This window comes from Lysinibacillus sp. VIII_CA (assembly GCF_049943995.1).
GTDB classification, from domain to species: Bacteria; Bacillota; Bacilli; order Bacillales_A; family Planococcaceae; genus Lysinibacillus; species Lysinibacillus pinottii.
Genome location: NZ_JBNFXM010000002.1, coordinates 143205 through 161908, shown reverse-complemented (window position 1 = coordinate 161908; position 18704 = coordinate 143205). Strand labels below are relative to the sequence as shown.

Genomic DNA, 18704 nt, shown 5'->3' with positions numbered 1-18704 from the left:
AATTAGCGCTCGCTGATTGGAACATATTTTTGCATGCCTGGTCCAACATACTCAGCACGTGGACGGATTAGGCGGTTATTTGCATATTGCTCAAGGATGTGTGCCACCCAACCTGAAGTACGTGATACTGCGAAAATTGGTGTGAACAGGTCATGATCAATACCTAAAGAATCATACACTGACGCAGAGAAGAAATCTACGTTAGCTGGTAATTTCTTTTGTTCTACGATCATGTCATGGATTTTAACTGACATTTCATAAAGCTCTGGTTTACCAGTTAGTTCAGTTAATTTTTTAGACATTACGCGTAAATGTGGTGCACGAGGGTCGCCTTTGCGATATACACGGTGACCGAAGCCCATGATTTTTTCTTTGTTGTCTAATTTATTTTGAATGTAAGATTCAACATTTTCAAGTGAGCCAATTTCAGTTAACATTTTCATAACTTGCTCATTTGCTCCACCATGAAGTGGCCCTTTTAACGCGCCGATTGCCGCAGTTACCCCTGAATAAACATCTGATAATGTAGCTACACATACACGTGCAGTGAATGTAGATGCATTTAACTCATGGTCAGCATGCAATACTAATGCTTTGTCGAAAGCTTCAATTTCAATATCTGCTGGCTCTTCGCCTTTAAGCATGTATAAGAAGTTTGCCGCATATCCTAGTTCAGGTTTTGGTGAAACTGGTTCTAAACCTTTACGAACACGCGCAAATGCAGTCACTACTGTAGCAATTTTAGCTTGAAGACGAATTGCTTTACGGTAGTTTGCTTCTGGGTCCATAACATCCGCTTCTTCATCGAATACACCAAGTAAAGATACTGCAGTACGTAGTGCAGCCATTGGATGTACAGTTGAAAGTGGGTATGTTTTGAATTGGTCGACAATCGCTTGCGGAATTGACATATTGTCTGCCAATTGTTGTTTTAATTCAGCTAGCTCGTCCGCTTTTGGTAAACGAGTATGCCATAACAAGTAAATTACCTCTTCAAATGACGCATTTTGTGCTAAATCATCAATGTTGTAACCAACATATGTAAGTGTGTCATCGATAATTGAACTGATTTTAGATTCCGCTGCTACGATACCTTCTAAACCTTTAGTTGCTGACATAAATTATCGCTCCCTCATATTTATATTTTGTTGTAAATGCGTTTTTTTCTTGCATTTACGGATTTTGCTCATATGAACCATTAAGTAAATCGCTTACATTGCTATTATAATCATTTTTGACAGCTTTGTGAATGAAAATCCTCCAAATAAAGAAAAAGACGTCCGAACGACTATATATATGCCCTAAAGAGTTTTTTTTGTATTTTTTGACATTATGATTTGAGGTGATTTTGTTAAAATGAGGAATTTAAAGTATTTTTCATACGAAAGAACCACAAGTATTTTACTGTTTATCTTTTATTTAGTCATACTTTGGTTCGTGCTGCCAGTTTCACTCGCGATTTTTTTATCATTTTCGACGTATCCTATCATAATTTTTTTGCATAAATATTGTAGGATCGCCTATTGGATAGCAGCAATAATTGTGGAGGTATTGATTTTAACTTGTATTTTTTTGCTTGTTGTCATATCCATCAACAGTGTAATTGTCATCTTTCCGGAGATACGTAATACATTACAAAACTTCCCACTTTTCAGTGAATATGAATCGATGTTTATACAAGTTTTAAAGGAGAAATCACTTTCTATTTTTGATTCGATCATTATATATACAGCTGATCTTTTTCAATTATTAATGAAACATGTCATTGAGGTATTCATTTTCTTGGTAGCTTATTATTTCGCTTTACTTGAAACACGTAAATCACGCTATTGGTTTTTTCAATATGTGCCAAAGAAATATCGTCATGAGTGGCAATCACATTTTGCGAAAATCATGCAACTTTTTCATTATTTTATATTTGTGGAATTTCAATTATTTACAATTACCTTACTTATTCTTTGTGGAGGCTTTATGATCCTTCAGTTTGAACAAGCTATTATTAAAGCTTTTATTGTCGCATTTGCAGATGTACTGCCATTTTTCGGTATTGGTGTATTTCTTGTACCGATGAGTATTTATTTTTATTTCAATGGTAATACATTTTTATGTGTAGCCATTTTACTATTGTATTTATTTGTACAATTAACAAGGCAGCTAGCTGACTCCATGCTTTGGTCCAACACGCTTCAATTACGTACATTCCATACATTTTTCATCAGCGCCGCCTCTATTCTATTATTTGGCTTTTATGGAATATTACTTAGCCCAATCTTTTTATTTTTAGCAGTTAAGCTAAAAGAAAACTCTATCTTTGAACGATAATAAATTGACCTTTTTTCATTTTTTTACGCATCCAATAATAGACAACTGGTTGGAACATTTTTCGTGAAAAAGGCAGAAGCAGTAGTAAGCCAATAATATCTGTAATAAACCCTGGTAATGCTAAAAGTAGCCCACCACTAAAAGTTAATAATGTATCTACCAACGCAGATCCCGGAGCCTCTCCACGTGCTAATGTATTTTTTACACTTTGGACAGAATTCATACCTTTATTTTTCATTACATAAATCCCAAGTACACTAGTGACAATAATGAGTAATAATGTACTTAAAACACCAATGTTTTGTCCAATAACTATTAATAACGCCAATTCGGCTAATGCGTAGACAATGAAACCAAGAAAAATTTTTCGCATATTTTTCTCCTTTCTACTTGAAAAGGTATACCTTATATACGTTATTATAGCCCATTTAGTTTCATAAAAAAATGAATGCCTCTCATCAAATAATACCAAATCACTTTTGTTTATTAATGGAGATATAATAAGAAGCTTTCCATATAGCACTTAATATAGTTAATTTGTACAACCCTTATTAAAAAGCTCTAGTACAACAAATCACACTAGAGCTTTTTGTTTATTATTAAAGAACGCTAGCATGTCCTTTATAGATAACGCCTGTTTCAGCATCCATCGTAATTTCTTGACCATGGCGTAATAATGTTGTTGCTTCTTTTACACCAACAATTACAGGGATACCAAGACTTAGTCCAACTACTGCAGCATGACTCGTTAGTCCACCTTCTTCAGTAATTAGCCCTATACAATTTTCTATTGCTGGCATCATTTCACGGTCTGAACCCACTGTTACAAGAATACTTCCTTCTGTATCATAAGCAAGTGCTTCAGCTGCATTTTTAGCGATTACCGTTTTACCTACAACGGATGCCTTGCCAATTCCTTGACCACGAGCAAGTAAATCGCCAATAATGTGTACTTTCATTAGGTTTGTTGTTCCTGCTTCTCCAACAGGCACACCTGCTGTAATTACAACAGCATCACCATGTGTGACGAAACCATGCTTCAAGCTTTCATCCACAGCTAATTCTAAAATCTCGTCTGTTGTTGTAACACGTTGGCAAACAATTGGATGCACACCCCATACTAAAGTTAATGTTTGGGCTGTATTTGTTGAGCCTGTTACTGCAACAATTGGTACACCAGGTCGATATTTGGCAATCATTCTAGCTGTATTACCACTTTCTGTTGGTGCTAATACGGCTTTAACACCTAAATTAATGGATGTATACGCGACTGCTTGTGAAATAGCTTCTGTCATATTGGCTTCTTTTTCACGACTACGTGTAGAAACAATCGATTTATAATCTAACGAATTTTCAGTACGTTGAGCAATTTTATTCATGGTTTGTACTGACTCCACTGGATATAGACCTGCAGCAGTTTCTCCTGACAACATAATCGCATCTGTACCATCAATGATTGCATTCGCTACATCACTTGCTTCTGCACGTGTTGGACGTGGGTTACGTTGCATTGAATCCAACATTTGAGTGGCCGTAATAACGGGTTTCCCTACTTGATTACATTTTAAAATTAATTTCTTTTGTACAAGTGGTACTTCTTCTGCTGGAATTTCAACACCAAGATCTCCACGTGCTACCATTAATCCATCAGACACAAGGATAATCTCATCTATATTATCGACACCCTCTTGGTTTTCAATTTTAGGAATGATTTGGATATGCCCACCGCCATTTTGCTCAAGCAACTCACGAATTTCTAGTACATCTTTGGCGCGACGAACGAATGAAGCAGCAATGAAGTCAACGCCTTGCTCAATACCAAATAAAATATCCTGTGCATCCTTTTCTGTAATACCTGGAAGCTGTACAGATACACCTGGTACGTTAACACCCTTTTTATTTTTTAATACACCAGCATTTTCTACAATCGTATGAATTAAACCTTTTTCAACATCTGTAGCTAATACACGTAATTGAATAAGACCATCATCAAGTAAAATAATGGAGTTTTGTTCAACATCTTCTACTAATTGCTCATACGTAACAGAAAAGCTTGTCTCCGTGCCTTCCACTTCAGTCATTGAAATATCAATCACTTGACCAGCTGTTAAATGAAGCTCACCATTTTTCATGTTATGCGTACGAATTTCAGGACCTTTTGTGTCTAATAAAATTCCTACTGGTTTATTTAACTTTTGTGCCACTTCACGAATTAAATGAATTCGCCCCGCATGCTCTTCATGAGAGCCATGTGAAAAATTCAAGCGGGCTACATTCATACCTGCTTCAATTAATTTTTCTAATGTTTCTGATGACTCACTTGCAGGTCCAATTGTACATACGATTTTTGTTTTTCTCATTTTTTGCCCACTCCGTTTATAACAAATTATATTGATAGTTCTTTCATAAGCGTGTATAGACTTACATCTGCCTCATGATTCTTTTCAAAGGCCTCAGGCATATCATAATCAATAACTTGATGATTGCGAATACCTACTGCTCGGCCATACTTGCCTTCCATTAGTAACTCCACTGCATGTGCGCCAAACTGACTTGCCAATACGCGATCACGTGCAGTTGGTGAACCGCCACGCTGAATATGACCTAACACCGAAACTCTAGTTTCTTTTCCAGTCTTTTCTTTTATCAGCTTAGCTAGTTCATTTCCAGACATAACACCTTCTGCCACAATAATAATACTATGCTTCTTCCCACGTGCTGCACCACGATCTAAGCGTGCCACAATATCATCTAAATCATAATCCTCTTCTGGAATTAAAACTGTTTCAGCACCCGCAGCAAGCCCTGCCCATAAAGCAATATCCCCTGCATCACGACCCATAACCTCAACTATGAAGGAATTTTCATGTGAAGTAGCTGTGTCTCGGATTTTATCGATGGATTCTACTACTGTATTGAGTGCCGTATCAAAGCCTATCGTATATTCCGTCCCTGGAACATCATTATCGATAGTCCCTGGTACACCTACAGCAGGGAAGCCTTTTTTCACTAGATCCATAGCCCCTCTATAAGAACCATCACCACCAATGACAACAAGTCCTTCTATTCCGGCAGCTCGTAAGTTTTCAATTCCTTGTTGTTGCACGGCATCTTCTTTAAATTCTGGACATCTGGCAGAATTTAAATGGGTACCACCACGCTGAATAATACCACCAACTGAGCCTAGATCAAGTTCTTCTAAATAACCTTTTACTAAGCCCTCATAACCATGTTTAATTCCGACAACATCAATTCCATGGAATGCTGCCTTACGAACAACCGCTCGAATAGCTGCGTTCATTCCAGGCGCATCTCCACCACTAGTTAATACAGCAATTTTTTTCATTGTCGAACCTCCTGCAGTTACTATTATTATTCACATTAACATGAAAAAACAAACTATGTAAGGGTTCTGATGATACAAAAACATAACTTTTACATAAAAAATGAAAAGAATGCGCTTTCACACACTCTTTCCATCCAAAAACATCCTAAATCTAACATTTTTTCAAGAAGTCTGACGTTCAGATTGCGTACCTAGCTTCTTTATTTTTTATAGCTTTTTAATAGGTTAAGAAACAATTTTTGTCTCTTAACGAGCAAATTCATATCCCCATAATTGTTGATGCTATCAAAAGAAAGCCTTAAAAAATGGTTTTATACTTCTGTATATTGTCCGATTTTTTTGAACTTTTCATAACGATCGTTAATTAATTGTTCTCCATTTAGAGAATTTAATGCATGAAGTGTAGTGCTAATGCATTCTTTAATATAAAGTGCCTGTTTTGCTACATTACGATGCGCACCACCAATAATCTCAGGGATGATACCATCTATAACACCAAGCTCTTTTAAATCCGGTGCTGTTATTCGCATTGCTTCAGCCGCTTGCTTAGCAAGGCTACCATCACGCCATAAAATCGATGCTGCTCCTTCTGGAGAAATAACGGAATATGTTGAGTTTTCAAGCATAAAGACACGGTTTGCTACACCTAATGCTAAGGCACCGCCACTTCCTCCTTCTCCAATCACAATACTGATGACTGGAACTGTTAAGCCTGCCATTTCAACAAGGTTTCTAGCAATTGCTTCACTTTGCCCTCGTTCTTCTGCAGCTTTACCTGGATAAGCACCTTTTGTATCGATAAAACAAATAATTGGCCGTTTGAATTTTTCTGCTTGCTTCATCAAACGTAAGGCTTTACGATACCCTTCTGGGTGAGGCATACCAAAATTACGTCGTATATTTTCTTTTGTAGATTTCCCACGTTGGTGTCCGATTATTGTTACAGGTTGCCCTTCAAAAATACCAATTCCACCAAGGATTGCAGCATCATCACCAAAAGTACGATCTCCATGCAACTCAATAAAATTCTCACATATCGCTTCAATATATTGTAAAGTAGTAGGTCTTTCTGGATGTCTTGCTACTTGCACACGATCCCACGGCTTCATATTCGCATAAATAGATTGCTCTAATTGTGATAACCGTGTTTCTAATTTCTCAATCTCACCTGTCATATCTACATCTGCTTCAGTAGCAATTGTTTTTAATTCATCAATTTTTTCTCGTAGTTGGATAACTGGTTCTTCAAAAGCTAAATTTTTAGACATGTTGCACGCCGCCTTTCGTATGCATTTTTACAAGTAATGAAACTTGTTTACGTAAATCTTTGCGAGGGAAAATGGCATCCAATTGGCCATGCTCTAATAAAAATTCGGCTGTTTGGAAATCATTCGGTAGTTTTTCTCTTACAGTTTCTTCAATGACACGACGACCAGCAAAGCCAATCAATGCTTGTGGTTCTGCAATATTTATATCACCTACAGAGGCAAAGCTTGCTGAAACCCCACCAGTTGTAGGATGCGTTAAAATAGAAATAAACAATAAGCCTTGATCACTATGACGCTTTAAAGCAACACTTGTTTTTGCCATTTGCATTAAAGATAGTACACCTTCTTGCATACGTGCACCACCACTAGCCGTAAAGATAATAAAAGGCACACCTAATTCAGTTGCTTTTTCTACTGCACGAGTAATTTTTTCGCCCACAACTGAACCCATGGAACCCATACGGAAGTGAGAATCCATAATGGCCACAACAATTTCCTCTCCGTCTAATGTACCAACACCCGTTAGCACAGCTTCATTCAAGCCCGTTTTTTCTTGGTCAGCTGAAATTTTCTCCACATATGCTGGGAAGTTTAATGGATTGCTTGTTTGTAAATGGTCATCCATCGAAACAAATGAACCTTCATCCAAGAAGTAGTCTACACGTTCTTGTGCAGTCATTTTGAAATGATGACTACATTTCGTACACACTTTATGATTTTTTTCTAGTTCTTTCGTTAATTGAATATGGCGGCATTCAGGACATTTTGTCATTAATCCTTCTGGAAATGCTTTTTCCTGTCCATCCTCTTTCTTTTTTCGGTTACCACTAAATAAGCTACGTATTGCCATGTTTGACTCCCCCTTTGTTGTTGTCTAAGTGCTTTGTACAGTACTCATCCACTGCTCATAAGCTTTTAGTGCTTCTTTTTCGTACCCTAGCTGCATCGATTTCAACATGGTTTGAATGATTATTTTTTCATCTTCTGTTGAGTTTCGATTTAAACGGTCGCCATCGTAAGCTGCCAACTGAAACCAGATTTTTAATGATAAACGATTGCCTGTTGTGATTAGAAGTTCTCGCAATATATCACGACAATTAATCATACCTTCTAATTCTAGTTTCACAAAAAAACTATCCCACACAGGTAGTGTGCGAAGAATCTCTGTACAACTTATTACGCGAATAGCTTCCTTTTCATGAATTTGTCGCGTAAATTCGACATCTTTTTTCGATTTTTCATCTTCTAATATAAACATCGACAGTATTTCTACAAGCTGATGCTTATGTGTGGAAGCAAGAAAAGTACCACCACCATGCCTCGTTTCAATAAGACCTAGTAATTCTAGACTTCGCAATGCCTCTCTGACAGAGGATCGCCCGACACCTAGACGCTCCGATAAGACTCGTTCGGAGGGAAGCTTTTCACCTGCTTGTATTTTTTCCATTTTAATGAGTTGACGTAGTTGTTGGACGATTTCTAAAAACACTTTTTTTTGTTCGGTTTTTTTATCCATACGACTAACTCCCCTTATCAGAAAAGTGGTCTGACCACTTTTTAACGTTGACTCTAGCTTACAGAATAACTGTTAAAAAGTAAAGAAAAAACTGCATAAAATTCAATGCAGTTTCTTAATTCTTGTTTCATTTCATATCTTTTTCGTCGCTTGCGCATGTTTTACTTTAATTTGTGGTTTTCCAAAACGTCTTTCTAGATTCCCTTCTACAACCAGAATTTCATCTTCTACTAACAAATCTTGAACGAATTGAAAAACTTGTGGAAATAATGTAGCAGAAACAGATCCATGCTCATCCTGTAACTGGACAAAGGCCATCTGCTCCCCTTTTTTGGTACGAATTTTTTTTACTTCTTCCATGACACCAATCATTTTCACATACGTACCATCTCGCATTTGCTTTAACTCACGACTTGTACAATTCACATCAGCCCAATATGGTCTTTCTTGCGTAACCGGATGGGCAGAAATGTAAAAGCCTAAACTTTCCTTCTCATGTATCAATTTTTCCTTTTGTGGCATATCATCAACTTGCATATATTTTGGCTTTCCAAAGTTAAATTCTGTAGCAGTTGATATATCAATATCCTCATTTGGCCGTAGTAGTTCAGCGTGTTTTAAGGCAGCATCTATTGTCATGATTAGTACTGCACGGTCCTTTTCTAGATAATCTAGGGCTCCAGCATAAATTAATGATTCTATTACTTTCGGTTTAAAATGCTGTGCACTTAATGCCACAGCTAAATCAAAAAGGTTATATAATGCCTGAGGGTTCGTTTGGCGCAATGTATTGATACTTTCAATAAAAGTATGAGGGACGCCTTTAATCCCTGCTAAACTATAACGGATCCCCTCCTGCTCAACCGTAAAATATTTTGTACTGTCCTTTAATGAAGGTGGATAAAACGGGATACCTTTGTCTTTGGCCTCTTGTACTAGCTGTTGAATTTTATCTACATTTCCCGTTGCATTAGATAATAATGCAGCATAAAAGCTTTGAGGGAAATGTGCCTTTAAATAAGCCATTTGATAAGAAATAATACTATAAGCTACAGCATGACTTTTAGGAAATCCGTAATCAGCAAAGCGGACAATTAATTCATACACCTCTGTCGCCACATGCTGATCATAGCCTTGTTTTAATGCCCCTTGTACAAAGGTAACCTGTTGCTCCTCCAGGACTTGACGATTTTTTTTGCTAACGGCACGGCGAAGTAAATCTGCTTGACCCATTGAAAATCCTGCTAGCACAGAGGCAATCTTGATAATCTGCTCTTGATAGACAATAACACCAAAAGTCTCTTGTAGAATTGGCTCTAACACAGGGTGAGGCATAACCACTAATTCTTTACCGGCTTTTCGTCTAGCATAGACAGGTATAAATTCCATTGGACCCGGACGATAAAGTGCGTTCACAGCCACAATATCTAAAAATTGTGTAGGATGAATGTCTCGTAATGCTTGTTTCATTCCTTCCGATTCTAATTGGAAAATACCTGATGTATCACCACTTTGCAATAATTGAAAAGTTTTTTCATCATGCATAGGAATTCGTTCAAAATCAATCCAAGGTCCACCCGCTTTATAAATGGACCAACGAATTTGCTCTAAAATAGTTAGATTGCGTAAACCTAAAAAATCCATTTTGACAAGCCCACTCGCCTCTACATCACCCATCGGCCATTGTGTGCAATATATGCCTTCATGTCCATCCTCAATAGGGACTGTATTGACTAAGGAGGAAGGAGCAATAACGATGCCTGCCGCATGGGTAGAAGAATTTCTAGGTAGACCTTCTAATTTTTGCGCTACTTCGAACCAACGCTGATGCTGGTGATCCTCAGAGAGCCACCCCTGTAAATCATATGATTCTTCTAAAGCCTTTTGCAATGTAATCCCCGGTTTATTCGGAATCATTTTTGAAATTTTCTCTAATACCTCTGCACCAAAACCAAATACTCTTGCGACATCTCGAGCCACTGCTTTGGCAGACAATGTACCGAATGTAATGATTTGGGCGACATTGCCTTTACCATATTTTTGTGCAACGTACTGAATCACTTGATGTCGTTTACTATCGACAAAATCAATATCAATATCAGGTAAGGATATCCGTTCAGGGTTTAAAAATCGTTCAAATAATAAACCATAGGCGAGTGGATCTACTTGCGTAATAGCTAGACTATAGGCAACTAGTGACCCAGCGGAGGAACCACGACCTGGTCCAGTTAAAATGCGATTGTCTTTGGCAAAGCGCATAAAATCAGCTACAACTAAAAAATAATCAGCGAAGCCCATTGAACATATTATTTCAAGCTCATATTGTAGTCTTTCTCGGTAACCATACGGAATGTCCAGCTGGTTAAATCGTTCCTCTAATCCAGAAAATGCTTCTTTAACAAGTAAACTCTCAGCTGTTTCACCTACTGGCACAGGAAATTTAGGCATTTGTACAGACATTTCAGGAATGATAGCACGACAGCTAGCAAGCATTTGTCCACAGGTCTCAAGCCATTCTGGTCGATCAGTAAACCAACTTTGCCACTCTTGTGCTGTTGGTGCAAAATAACCCTGTAATTTAGCTGTTAGCATCGTATCTCCAAGCTTGTCTCCCGTATCGATTGCTCTTGCTACTTCGTATGCAAAATGATCTTCAGGTCGTAAAAAATAACAGCTCTGAACAGCTACAAGTGGAATCCTCTGTCCCTCACACCACTCTACAAGCTCATTCTCATTAGCTAGCGCCACCCCTCCAGGTCTGGTAATTCCCATATAAAAGTGATGCTGAAAGAGATGAGCTAAGGCAGATACTACTCCATGCCAATCTTTTAATTCGGCTAAATCATCGGATGAAAGCAATGCCAAGCAGCCTGCTGCATAGCCCTCTAGCCATTTCCAAGGTAGCACTCCGTCTTCCCTAATTGAAGCCGCACTGCTAATTTTCAATAACTGTTGATAGCCCTCCTGAGACTGTGCATACAGTACAAGAGGAAGCGTTGTGTCATGCCATTGCACATTAACAGAAAGCCCCATGACGGCATGTATTTTTGCTTGCTGCATGGCTTTACAAAAAGGCAAAAGCCCGTACAATTTCGTATTTACGATTGCACAGGCCTGCGTCTTTTGTTCTAGTAAAAAAGGAATCAATTGCTCAAGCCGAATTGTGCTTTTCAATAAATCCGCGCTCGTATGCATCTTTGTGTATACATGTGTCAAATGAATCCCTTCCTTTTCTTTTTAATGATACGCTTTACAAATCTCTTGTAATCTTGTGATGACGTTATCTGCTTCTTTCCATGAATAAGCCGTAGCTCCAGAAGCCAGCGGATGTCCACCACCATTAAACTCTTTTGCTAATGTATTAATAATAGGACCCTTCGAACGTAAACGTACACGAATTTGATCTACCTCTTCAATGAATACAACCCACGAGCAAATCCCCTTAACACTACCTAGGCAACCTACTAGCAGTGATGCTTCTGACGGTACAATATCATGTTCTGCTAATAATTCTTTTGTTAGCTTCACATGAGCTGCTCCATATTCATCCATTTTAAAGTTTTGATAAATATATCCTTGTAAATTAAGCAGTTTTTGCTCCATTTCATACATACCATCAAAAATTTGATTTCGATCAAAATCATATGTAATCAGGTCTGCAGCCACTTTAAATGTTTTAGCCGTAGTACTTGGGAATTGGAATCTACCTGTATCTCCTACTATTCCAGCAAATAATAATCGTGCAGCAGTATCAGACATTTGCCAGTTAGCCACTTCCTTACCTTCCTCATACAGTTCGTAAATCATTTCACTGCAAGAACTTGCTGTCGTATCGACCCATAAAAGGTCACCATAGGCATCATCATTAGGGTGATGATCAATTTTAATAATCATTTTCCCCTTAGTATAGCGTGGATCGTCAACACGTTCGGTATTGGCCGTGTCAGTCACAATTACTAAAGCATGGTCATAAACATCATCAGCTACTTGATCAGGCTGTGCCATAAATGTTAAGGAAGTATCATGCTCACCTACAGCAAAAACCTTTTTATCTGGATAATTTGTTAAAATCAATTCTTTTAATCCTTGTTGTGAGCCATAAGCATCTGGATCTGGTCGTACATGACGATGAATAATGATTGTTTCATAGGCAGCAATTGTGTCGATGATTTGTCTTTTCACAATAAATTCCTCCAAAATGATAGTAAGAACCGTTAGCATTTTTCCAGAATTATCGTTACAATAATGTCTAGTTATGCTAGGAGGTTTACTATGCTCAATTTAATATTTGTGTTTGCGATAATTATATCTTTTGTCTTTTATTTTTATTTTAAAACAAAACAGTTCCGTTCATCATTACCAATCGCTAAAAATTGGTATAAAAGTAAGGCGAATATCGGCTTCGGTTCCTTCCTACTGTTTTTCGGATTTAATCAAGCCTATTTATTCCCTAGCTTATATACATTTGTAATTGTAGCAATTCTTGTCGTGTTAGGCATCTTTGTCGTAGTAGAAAATACGAAAAAAGCGCGTCATTATGGTCAATTTGTTGAAGAAGAATTCCGCATTAATCGATAATATGTAACAAAGGGATGACCAAGCAATTGCGCTAGGCCATCCCTTTTAATACTTAACGTTCTAAAAGCTGGAACATCATCATTGCCTTACCAACAAGTATTTGTTGATTATACACTTCAAAATCCATTTTCACAAACTTACGACTCATGTCTAAAATTCGTGGCTTGACTGTAAGTGTACTTTCCATCTGTACCGGTTTAATAAAATAAATGGTCATATTCTCAGCTACTGCATCCCCTCGTTTGCGACGCTTTAATGCAAATGAACCCACTTCAGCAAGTAGAGTGGTGAAAGCACCGTAAGAAATTGCCCCGTATTGATTTGTCATTTGAGGTGTAACTTTAAATTCCACGACCAGCTCATCATCACCAAGTACCTTCATCTCATTTTTCACTAAATCATCTATAGTTTCACCATGCTGTGGCTGCCTTTGAGCTAGCTGCAATGCTTTAAGCACGTCCTGACGACTAATGACACCCTGTAAAATGTTGTCGTCATCTACGATAGGTAACAGATCAATCCCTTCCCAAATCATACGATGCCCAGCTGAAGCAACACTCATTTTCATGGAACCAGCAATTGGATTCTTCGTCATAACCTTTTCAACTAACTCATTTTCTTCTCGACCAATAACGTCTTTTACAGTAATCATTCCGACAAGTTTATTTTGATGAGTGACAACTGGAAATGCACCATGTGTGGTGCGTTCATTTAACTTCTGGAAATGACGGATGGTCTCATCATTTTTTAACGCTGCTGTGTCAGTCATTGGAACATAAATATCTTCAATAAATAAAATATCCTTTTTGATGAGCTGATCATAAATAGCTCGGTTAATCATCGTTGCTACAGTAAACGTATCATAGCTAGTTGAAATTATAGGTAAATCTAATGAATCAGCCAGTTGTTTATTGGCATCTGTTGTATCAAAACCCCCTGTAATTAAAACAGCAGCACCTGCTCGAAGTGCATTTTCATGGGCTTTAAAACGATTCCCTACAATCAATAAGCTACCCGCATCTGTATACCGCATCATATCTTCTAATTGCATTGCCCCTATAACAAATTTCGTTAACGTTTTATGTAGACCTGATTTTCCACCTAAAACTTGACCATCTACGATGTTGACAATTTCTGCAAAAGTTAAACGTTCAATGTTTTCTTTCTTTTTCTTTTCAATACGAATTGTTCCAACACGTTCAATTGAACTTACTAAGCGACGGTTTTCTGCTTCTTTTATAGCACGATATGCAGTCCCTTCACTCACTTGCATTTCTTTCGCAATTTGACGTACTGAAATTTTATCGCCCACAGGTAGTGACTCGATGTATTGTAAAATTTTCTCATGTTTTGTAGACAAAATATCACCTATTTCCTAAGCTTCAATTCTGCTCTTAGTGTACCATATTTTTTATAAAAATATTTAATATAAAGTGATCAAATTGTTTAAAAAACCCCATCATTCCAACTACCAGCGTGGTGTCAATTCATATAGTACAGCATAATCAACGATTAGAAACAGTTTACTTTCTCACCAGCTTTTAAAATTTGAACCTCTGAGTTTTGTACTAAATCAGCAAAAATCTGTGGATCTTGCTCGATAGGTGGGAATGTATTGTAATGAATAGGTACAACTATTTTAGGCTGTAAGAATGAAACTGCGCATGCAGCGTCTTCTGGACCCATTGTAAAATTATCACCAATTGGTAGGAATGCTATATCTATTGGATGTCGCTCCCCAATTAATTTCATATCACTAAATAGAGCTGTGTCACCTGCATGATAAATCGTTAGCCCTTCAACAAATAGTAATATCCCAGCTGGCATTCCCATATAAATAATTTCTTTTGTATCTGTTACATAAGAAGAGCCATGGAAAGCCTGCGTAAACTTTACCTTCCCAAAATCAAATTCCTTAGCCCCTCCAATATGCATTGGGTGTGTTTTAACTCCTTGCCAGGAAATCCAATTGGCTAATTCATTTGGAGCAATGACTAGCGCATCTTTTTTCTTCGCTAGTTCTATGGTGTCTCCAACATGATCATTATGACCATGTGTTAATAAAATAATATCTGGTGCTTCTTCAGCAACCTTTAAATCTGTTTGTCCATTACCGTTAATAAAAGGATCAATTAAAATTGTTTTCCCATTTGTTTGAATTTTGACAATTGAATGTCCATGATAGCTTATTTCCATCTTAATGTCCTCCTCGTTTATAAATGACAACCCCTCCATTTTAATTCGCTACCCATGCGCTTTTTTCCTTTTTTTGATATGCTTGTACAGAGAATAATCGTATCACTCTCTAACAATTTTATACTTTGTTAGATCACAATTATTCAGTGATAAAAAGGAACAGCCCTTTTCTTTAGAAAGTCGAAGGTTCCTCATTAAAATTTTCCATGTACTAAAAAGGAGGACATATTTATGTCAAAGGTTGAAGAAATCCAAAGTTATTTACAGCAAAATCACATTGATGCAGCATTTATCACTACACCTGACAATGTTTTTTACGTTTCAGGCTTTAAAAGTAATCCACATGAGAGATTACTAGGTGTCATGATTTTTAAAGATGCTGAACCTTTTCTAATTTGTCCGCAAATGGAGATTCCAGATGCAAAAGCGGCTGGTTGGTCTTATGAGGTTATTGGTCACCAAGATACTGACAATTCGATGGAAGTGCTTGCACAAGCCATTACATCACGTGAAATTCAACCAACTACGTTTGCCATTGAAAAAGCACAGCTCATTGTGGAACGCTTAGAGGCACTACAGCAATCCTTCCCACAAGCAAATTTTGTACGTTTAGACGAAAAAATTAATGCAATGCGCGTAATTAAGGATGAAAGTGAATTAGACAAATTACGCAAAGCTGCGGAGTTAGCTGATTATGCTATTGAAATCGGTTGCAAGGAAATTGCTGAAGGTAAAACAGAAATGGAAATTTTAACAGCCATTGAAAATGCTATTCAAGATAAAGGCTGTAAAATGTCCTTTGAAACAATGGTACTAAGTGGACCAAAAACAGCCTCTCCTCATGGTCATCCAGGCGCACGTAAAATAGAAAAAGGGGATATGGTGCTATTTGACCTTGGTGTCATTTATGATGGCTATTGCTCTGATATTACGCGTACAGTTGCCTTTGGTGAGCCAAGTGAAGCACAAAAAGAAATATATCACGCTGTGTTAGCGGCCAACCAAAATGCTGTTTCAGCTGTGAAGCCTGGTGTTCGTGCCATGGACTTAGATAAAATTGCACGCGATACGATTACAGAAGCAGGTTTCGGAGAGTATTTCACACATCGTCTTGGACATGGTCTCGGCATCTCTGTACATGAATTCCCATCCGTTACAGGAACAAATGATATGACAATGGAAGAAGGCATGGTCTTTACGATTGAGCCTGGTATTTATAAATCAGATGTAACAGGTGTACGTATTGAGGATGATGTTGTTGTAACAAAAGATGGTGTGGAAGTACTAACAAAATTCCCGAAAGATTTAATCATTCTATAATATAAAAAAGGAAGCATCGAATTTGTCTTCCTACAGACTGTAGACAAACACAAAATTTTTGAGAGCTTGCCTATAAAAGCGTCGTTGATCTTTACTTGGGAAATGTTTGTAAGAAAAATAACAAAATCCTTCGAGAGTGAATTTCTCGAAGGATTTTTCATTTTTACAGGAAATTATTGAATAAGCTCATCCACATTGACATATGGAATTCCTTGTGAATCTGCTACAGCTTTATATACTAGTTGTCCATCTAATGTATTCACACCTTTTTTTAGTGCAGCATTGTCTAGGCAAGCTTGTTTATAGCCTTTATTTGCAATTTGAAGTGCGTAAGGAATTGTATTATTTGTTAAAGCAATTGTTGATGTACGTGGTACAGCTCCCGGCATATTCGCAACTGCATAATGGACAACGCCGTGTTTTACGTAAGTTGGATCATCATGTGTTGTGACACGATCTGAAGAAGCAAAAATACCACCTTGGTCAATAGCGATATCCACTACTACAGAGCCAGCTTGCATTGATTGAATCATTTCTTCAGACACAAGCTTCGGTGCTTTTGCGCCTGGAATTAACACGGCACCAATTACTAAATCGGAAGTTTTCACAGATTCTGCAATATTATAAGGATTAGAAATCAAAGTTTGAACATCACGGCCAAACATATCTTCTAATTGGCGTAAACGCTCAGGACTTAAATCGATAACTGTTACGTCTGCTCCCATGCCAACAGCGATTTTCGCAGCGTTCGTTCCCGCGATACCACCACCGATGACTGTCACTTTACCGCGTTGCACACCTGATACACCGCCAAGTAAAATCCCTTTACCAGCATGATTTCTCTCTAAGAACTGTGCACCAATTTGTGTAGCCATTTTACCTGCTACTTCACTCATTGGTGTTAATAACGGTAGTGAACCATTTGCTAATTGAACGGTTTCGTAGGCAATCCCTACAACTTTTTTATTTAAAAGTGCCTGAGTCAATTCAACCTCTGGCGCTAAGTGTAAGTAAGTGAATAGGATTTGACCTTCATAAAAGTAATTATACTCAGAAGCTACAGGCTCTTTCACCTTCATAATCATCTCTTGTGACCAAGCTTCCTTAGCAGTATTCACAATATGAGCACCAGCTGCAATATAATCAGCATCCGTAAAGCTTGATCCTAAGCCTGCTCCAGTTTCAATGTACACCTCATGGCCTGCATGTGTTAAAGTAACAACTCCTGCTGGTGTCATCGCTACACGATTTTCATTGTTTTTAATTTCCTTTGGAATACCAATTTTCATAGTTCCCTATCCCCTTCCATTACGTAAAAATCAGCATCATTTATGTAATTAAAAATAGATGCACCCCTTGCAATTCCATATTACCAAACAAATAAAAAAAAAGCTTTAATTAAAGTAAATACAAATAAAATTTCTAACATTTCCAAAATACAAAATATTTAAACGGTAATTCCAGCTAATAAATTACTATATTTAAAAAATAAAAAGGAAGCTTATAACAATAGGAACTAGCCATTCCGAAAGCCAAAAATACGTTTGCACGCTGCAAATAGTGGGAATGAAGTAATTATATTTTCTACATGAAATGCCTTCACTTTTTCATAATTTTTCTTCCGGAAAGTATTTCCTTTAGAAAATCATTTGGTATAATCAACATATACAAATCAGGGAGGTTTTTCAAATGGCTAATCATTATAAAAGCATTGTGGTTGCAGTAGACGGTTCTAAGGAAGCTGAATACGCCTTTCGTAAATCAATTGACGTGGCGAAGCGTAATGAAGGTTCGGTATTAAATTTAGTAAATGTTATTGATACACGTTCATTCGCTGCAATCGAAGCATACGACCGTTCTATTGCAGAACGTGCACAAGCATTCTCTGAAGAACTATTAAATGGTTACAAAAAGCAAGCTGAAGATGAAGGTATCGCAAACGTTAACCTAATCATCGAATATGGTTCTCCAAAAAATATTATTACTAAAGAGCTTTCTAAAATCGTAGACGCAGATCTAATCATTTGTGGTGCCACAGGTCTAAATGCAGTAGAACGTTTCCTAATTGGTTCAGTATCTGAAGCAATTGTACGTTCAGCTAATTGTGACGTTCTTGTAATCCGCACACCTGAAAACTAATCAGCAATACATAAAAAGG

General features: G+C 37.5%; 16 protein-coding genes. 4 read left to right on the top strand and 12 right to left on the bottom strand.

From position 1 onward, the window contains the following. Window positions 1-2 precede the first annotated feature (2 nt). Window positions 3-1118 carry a citrate synthase gene (citZ, locus tag ACP3VS_RS04035; RefSeq protein ID WP_025114482.1) on the bottom strand — a complete coding sequence of 372 codons (1116 nt, stop codon included), beginning with the start codon at window positions 1116-1118 and terminating at the stop codon, window positions 3-5. 238 nt (window positions 1119-1356) lie between these two features. On the opposite strand from citZ, the gene ACP3VS_RS04030 reads away from it, so the two are divergent. Further along, window positions 1357-2322, top strand: a complete 966-nt coding sequence (locus tag ACP3VS_RS04030; RefSeq protein WP_426388400.1) for an AI-2E family transporter — start codon at window positions 1357-1359, stop codon at window positions 2320-2322. Here the strand turns inward: ACP3VS_RS04030 and ACP3VS_RS04025 are convergent. The 8 genes from ACP3VS_RS04025 to ACP3VS_RS03990 form a co-directional block, all read right to left on the bottom strand. Further along, window positions 2306-2695 (bottom strand): FxsA family protein, encoded by a 390-nt coding sequence (locus ACP3VS_RS04025; RefSeq protein ID WP_012295621.1) that lies wholly within the window; start codon window positions 2693-2695, stop codon window positions 2306-2308. The two genes, ACP3VS_RS04030 and ACP3VS_RS04025, sit on opposite strands and share 17 nt — an antisense overlap. A 226-nt stretch (window positions 2696-2921) precedes the next feature. Next, window positions 2922-4682: a pyruvate kinase gene (gene pyk, locus ACP3VS_RS04020; RefSeq protein WP_031418626.1), complete on the bottom strand. Its 1761-nt coding sequence runs from the start codon at window positions 4680-4682 to the stop codon at window positions 2922-2924. A 26-nt stretch (window positions 4683-4708) separates the two neighbouring features. Next, window positions 4709-5668, bottom strand: coding sequence for a 6-phosphofructokinase (gene pfkA / locus ACP3VS_RS04015; RefSeq protein WP_031418625.1), 960 nt, complete (start codon window positions 5666-5668; stop codon window positions 4709-4711). A 311-nt stretch (window positions 5669-5979) separates the two neighbouring features. Next, window positions 5980-6936: an acetyl-CoA carboxylase carboxyltransferase subunit alpha gene (locus ACP3VS_RS04010; protein WP_012295624.1), complete on the bottom strand. Its 957-nt coding sequence runs from the start codon at window positions 6934-6936 to the stop codon at window positions 5980-5982. After that, entirely contained in the window at window positions 6929-7786 is an 858-nt protein-coding gene (gene accD / locus ACP3VS_RS04005; RefSeq protein WP_012295625.1) for an acetyl-CoA carboxylase, carboxyltransferase subunit beta, read from the bottom strand. Before accD ends, ACP3VS_RS04010 begins: the two co-directional genes overlap by 8 nt. A gap of 24 nt (window positions 7787-7810) precedes the next feature. Beyond that, on the bottom strand, window positions 7811-8452 hold the full coding sequence (locus ACP3VS_RS04000; protein ID WP_012295626.1) for a FadR/GntR family transcriptional regulator: 642 nt from the start codon (window positions 8450-8452) through the stop codon (window positions 7811-7813). 132 nt (window positions 8453-8584) lie between these two features. Then, window positions 8585-11668, bottom strand: coding sequence for a DNA polymerase III subunit alpha (gene dnaE, locus ACP3VS_RS03995; RefSeq protein ID WP_036164479.1), 3084 nt, complete (start codon window positions 11666-11668; stop codon window positions 8585-8587). Window positions 11669-11689: 21 nt separating this feature from the next. Then, window positions 11690-12634: a DHH family phosphoesterase gene (locus ACP3VS_RS03990; protein WP_031418623.1), complete on the bottom strand. Its 945-nt coding sequence runs from the start codon at window positions 12632-12634 to the stop codon at window positions 11690-11692. A gap of 90 nt (window positions 12635-12724) precedes the next feature. On the opposite strand from ACP3VS_RS03990, the gene ACP3VS_RS03985 reads away from it, so the two are divergent. Beyond that, window positions 12725-13030 carry a YtpI family protein gene (locus ACP3VS_RS03985; RefSeq protein ID WP_031418622.1) on the top strand — a complete coding sequence of 102 codons (306 nt, stop codon included), beginning with the start codon at window positions 12725-12727 and terminating at the stop codon, window positions 13028-13030. 52 nt (window positions 13031-13082) lie between these two features. Here ACP3VS_RS03985 and ACP3VS_RS03980 read toward each other — a convergent pair whose 3' ends face one another. Together ACP3VS_RS03980 and ACP3VS_RS03975 are read right to left on the bottom strand one after the other, a co-directional pair. Further along, the gene (locus ACP3VS_RS03980; protein WP_031418621.1) at window positions 13083-14390 is read right to left on the bottom strand and encodes a DRTGG domain-containing protein; all 1308 of its coding nucleotides are present in this window, start codon (window positions 14388-14390) and stop codon (window positions 13083-13085) included. Between the two features lie 152 nt (window positions 14391-14542). Beyond that, complete coding sequence (locus tag ACP3VS_RS03975) at window positions 14543-15226, bottom strand: metal-dependent hydrolase (RefSeq protein WP_031418620.1); 684 nt, start codon at window positions 15224-15226, stop codon at window positions 14543-14545. Window positions 15227-15457: 231 nt separating this feature from the next. On the opposite strand from ACP3VS_RS03975, the gene ACP3VS_RS03970 reads away from it, so the two are divergent. Then, a complete protein-coding gene (locus ACP3VS_RS03970) occupies window positions 15458-16546 on the top strand; it encodes a M24 family metallopeptidase (protein ID WP_012295632.1) in 1089 nt (362 codons plus the stop codon). Window positions 16547-16719: 173 nt separating this feature from the next. On the opposite strand, the gene ald is transcribed toward ACP3VS_RS03970, so the two are convergent. Continuing rightward, window positions 16720-17835, bottom strand: a complete 1116-nt coding sequence (gene ald, locus ACP3VS_RS03965; protein ID WP_031418618.1) for an alanine dehydrogenase — start codon at window positions 17833-17835, stop codon at window positions 16720-16722. A 400-nt stretch (window positions 17836-18235) separates the two neighbouring features. On the opposite strand from ald, the gene ACP3VS_RS03960 reads away from it, so the two are divergent. Continuing rightward, window positions 18236-18685, top strand: coding sequence for a universal stress protein (locus ACP3VS_RS03960; protein WP_008176818.1), 450 nt, complete (start codon window positions 18236-18238; stop codon window positions 18683-18685). The last annotated feature ends 19 nt before the right edge of the window (window positions 18686-18704 follow it).

What these genes read in the sequence shown, in the direction of transcription:
- citZ (WP_025114482.1), bottom strand. Translation starts at nt 1,118, where the DNA reads ATGTCAGCAACTAAAGGTTTAGAAGGTATCGTAGCAGCGGAATCTAAA.
- ACP3VS_RS04030 (WP_426388400.1), top strand. Translation starts at nt 1,357, where the DNA reads ATGAGGAATTTAAAGTATTTTTCATACGAAAGAACCACAAGTATTTTA.
- ACP3VS_RS04025 (WP_012295621.1), bottom strand. Translation starts at nt 2,695, where the DNA reads ATGCGAAAAATTTTTCTTGGTTTCATTGTCTACGCATTAGCCGAATTG.
- pyk (WP_031418626.1), bottom strand. Translation starts at nt 4,682, where the DNA reads ATGAGAAAAACAAAAATCGTATGTACAATTGGACCTGCAAGTGAGTCA.
- pfkA (WP_031418625.1), bottom strand. Translation starts at nt 5,668, where the DNA reads ATGAAAAAAATTGCTGTATTAACTAGTGGTGGAGATGCGCCTGGAATG.
- ACP3VS_RS04010 (WP_012295624.1), bottom strand. Translation starts at nt 6,936, where the DNA reads ATGTCTAAAAATTTAGCTTTTGAAGAACCAGTTATCCAACTACGAGAA.
- accD (WP_012295625.1), bottom strand. Translation starts at nt 7,786, where the DNA reads ATGGCAATACGTAGCTTATTTAGTGGTAACCGAAAAAAGAAAGAGGAT.
- ACP3VS_RS04000 (WP_012295626.1), bottom strand. Translation starts at nt 8,452, where the DNA reads ATGGATAAAAAAACCGAACAAAAAAAAGTGTTTTTAGAAATCGTCCAA.
- ACP3VS_RS03985 (WP_031418622.1), top strand. Translation starts at nt 12,725, where the DNA reads ATGCTCAATTTAATATTTGTGTTTGCGATAATTATATCTTTTGTCTTT.
- ACP3VS_RS03975 (WP_031418620.1), bottom strand. Translation starts at nt 15,226, where the DNA reads ATGGAAATAAGCTATCATGGACATTCAATTGTCAAAATTCAAACAAAT.
- ACP3VS_RS03970 (WP_012295632.1), top strand. Translation starts at nt 15,458, where the DNA reads ATGTCAAAGGTTGAAGAAATCCAAAGTTATTTACAGCAAAATCACATT.
- ald (WP_031418618.1), bottom strand. Translation starts at nt 17,835, where the DNA reads ATGAAAATTGGTATTCCAAAGGAAATTAAAAACAATGAAAATCGTGTA.
- ACP3VS_RS03960 (WP_008176818.1), top strand. Translation starts at nt 18,236, where the DNA reads ATGGCTAATCATTATAAAAGCATTGTGGTTGCAGTAGACGGTTCTAAG.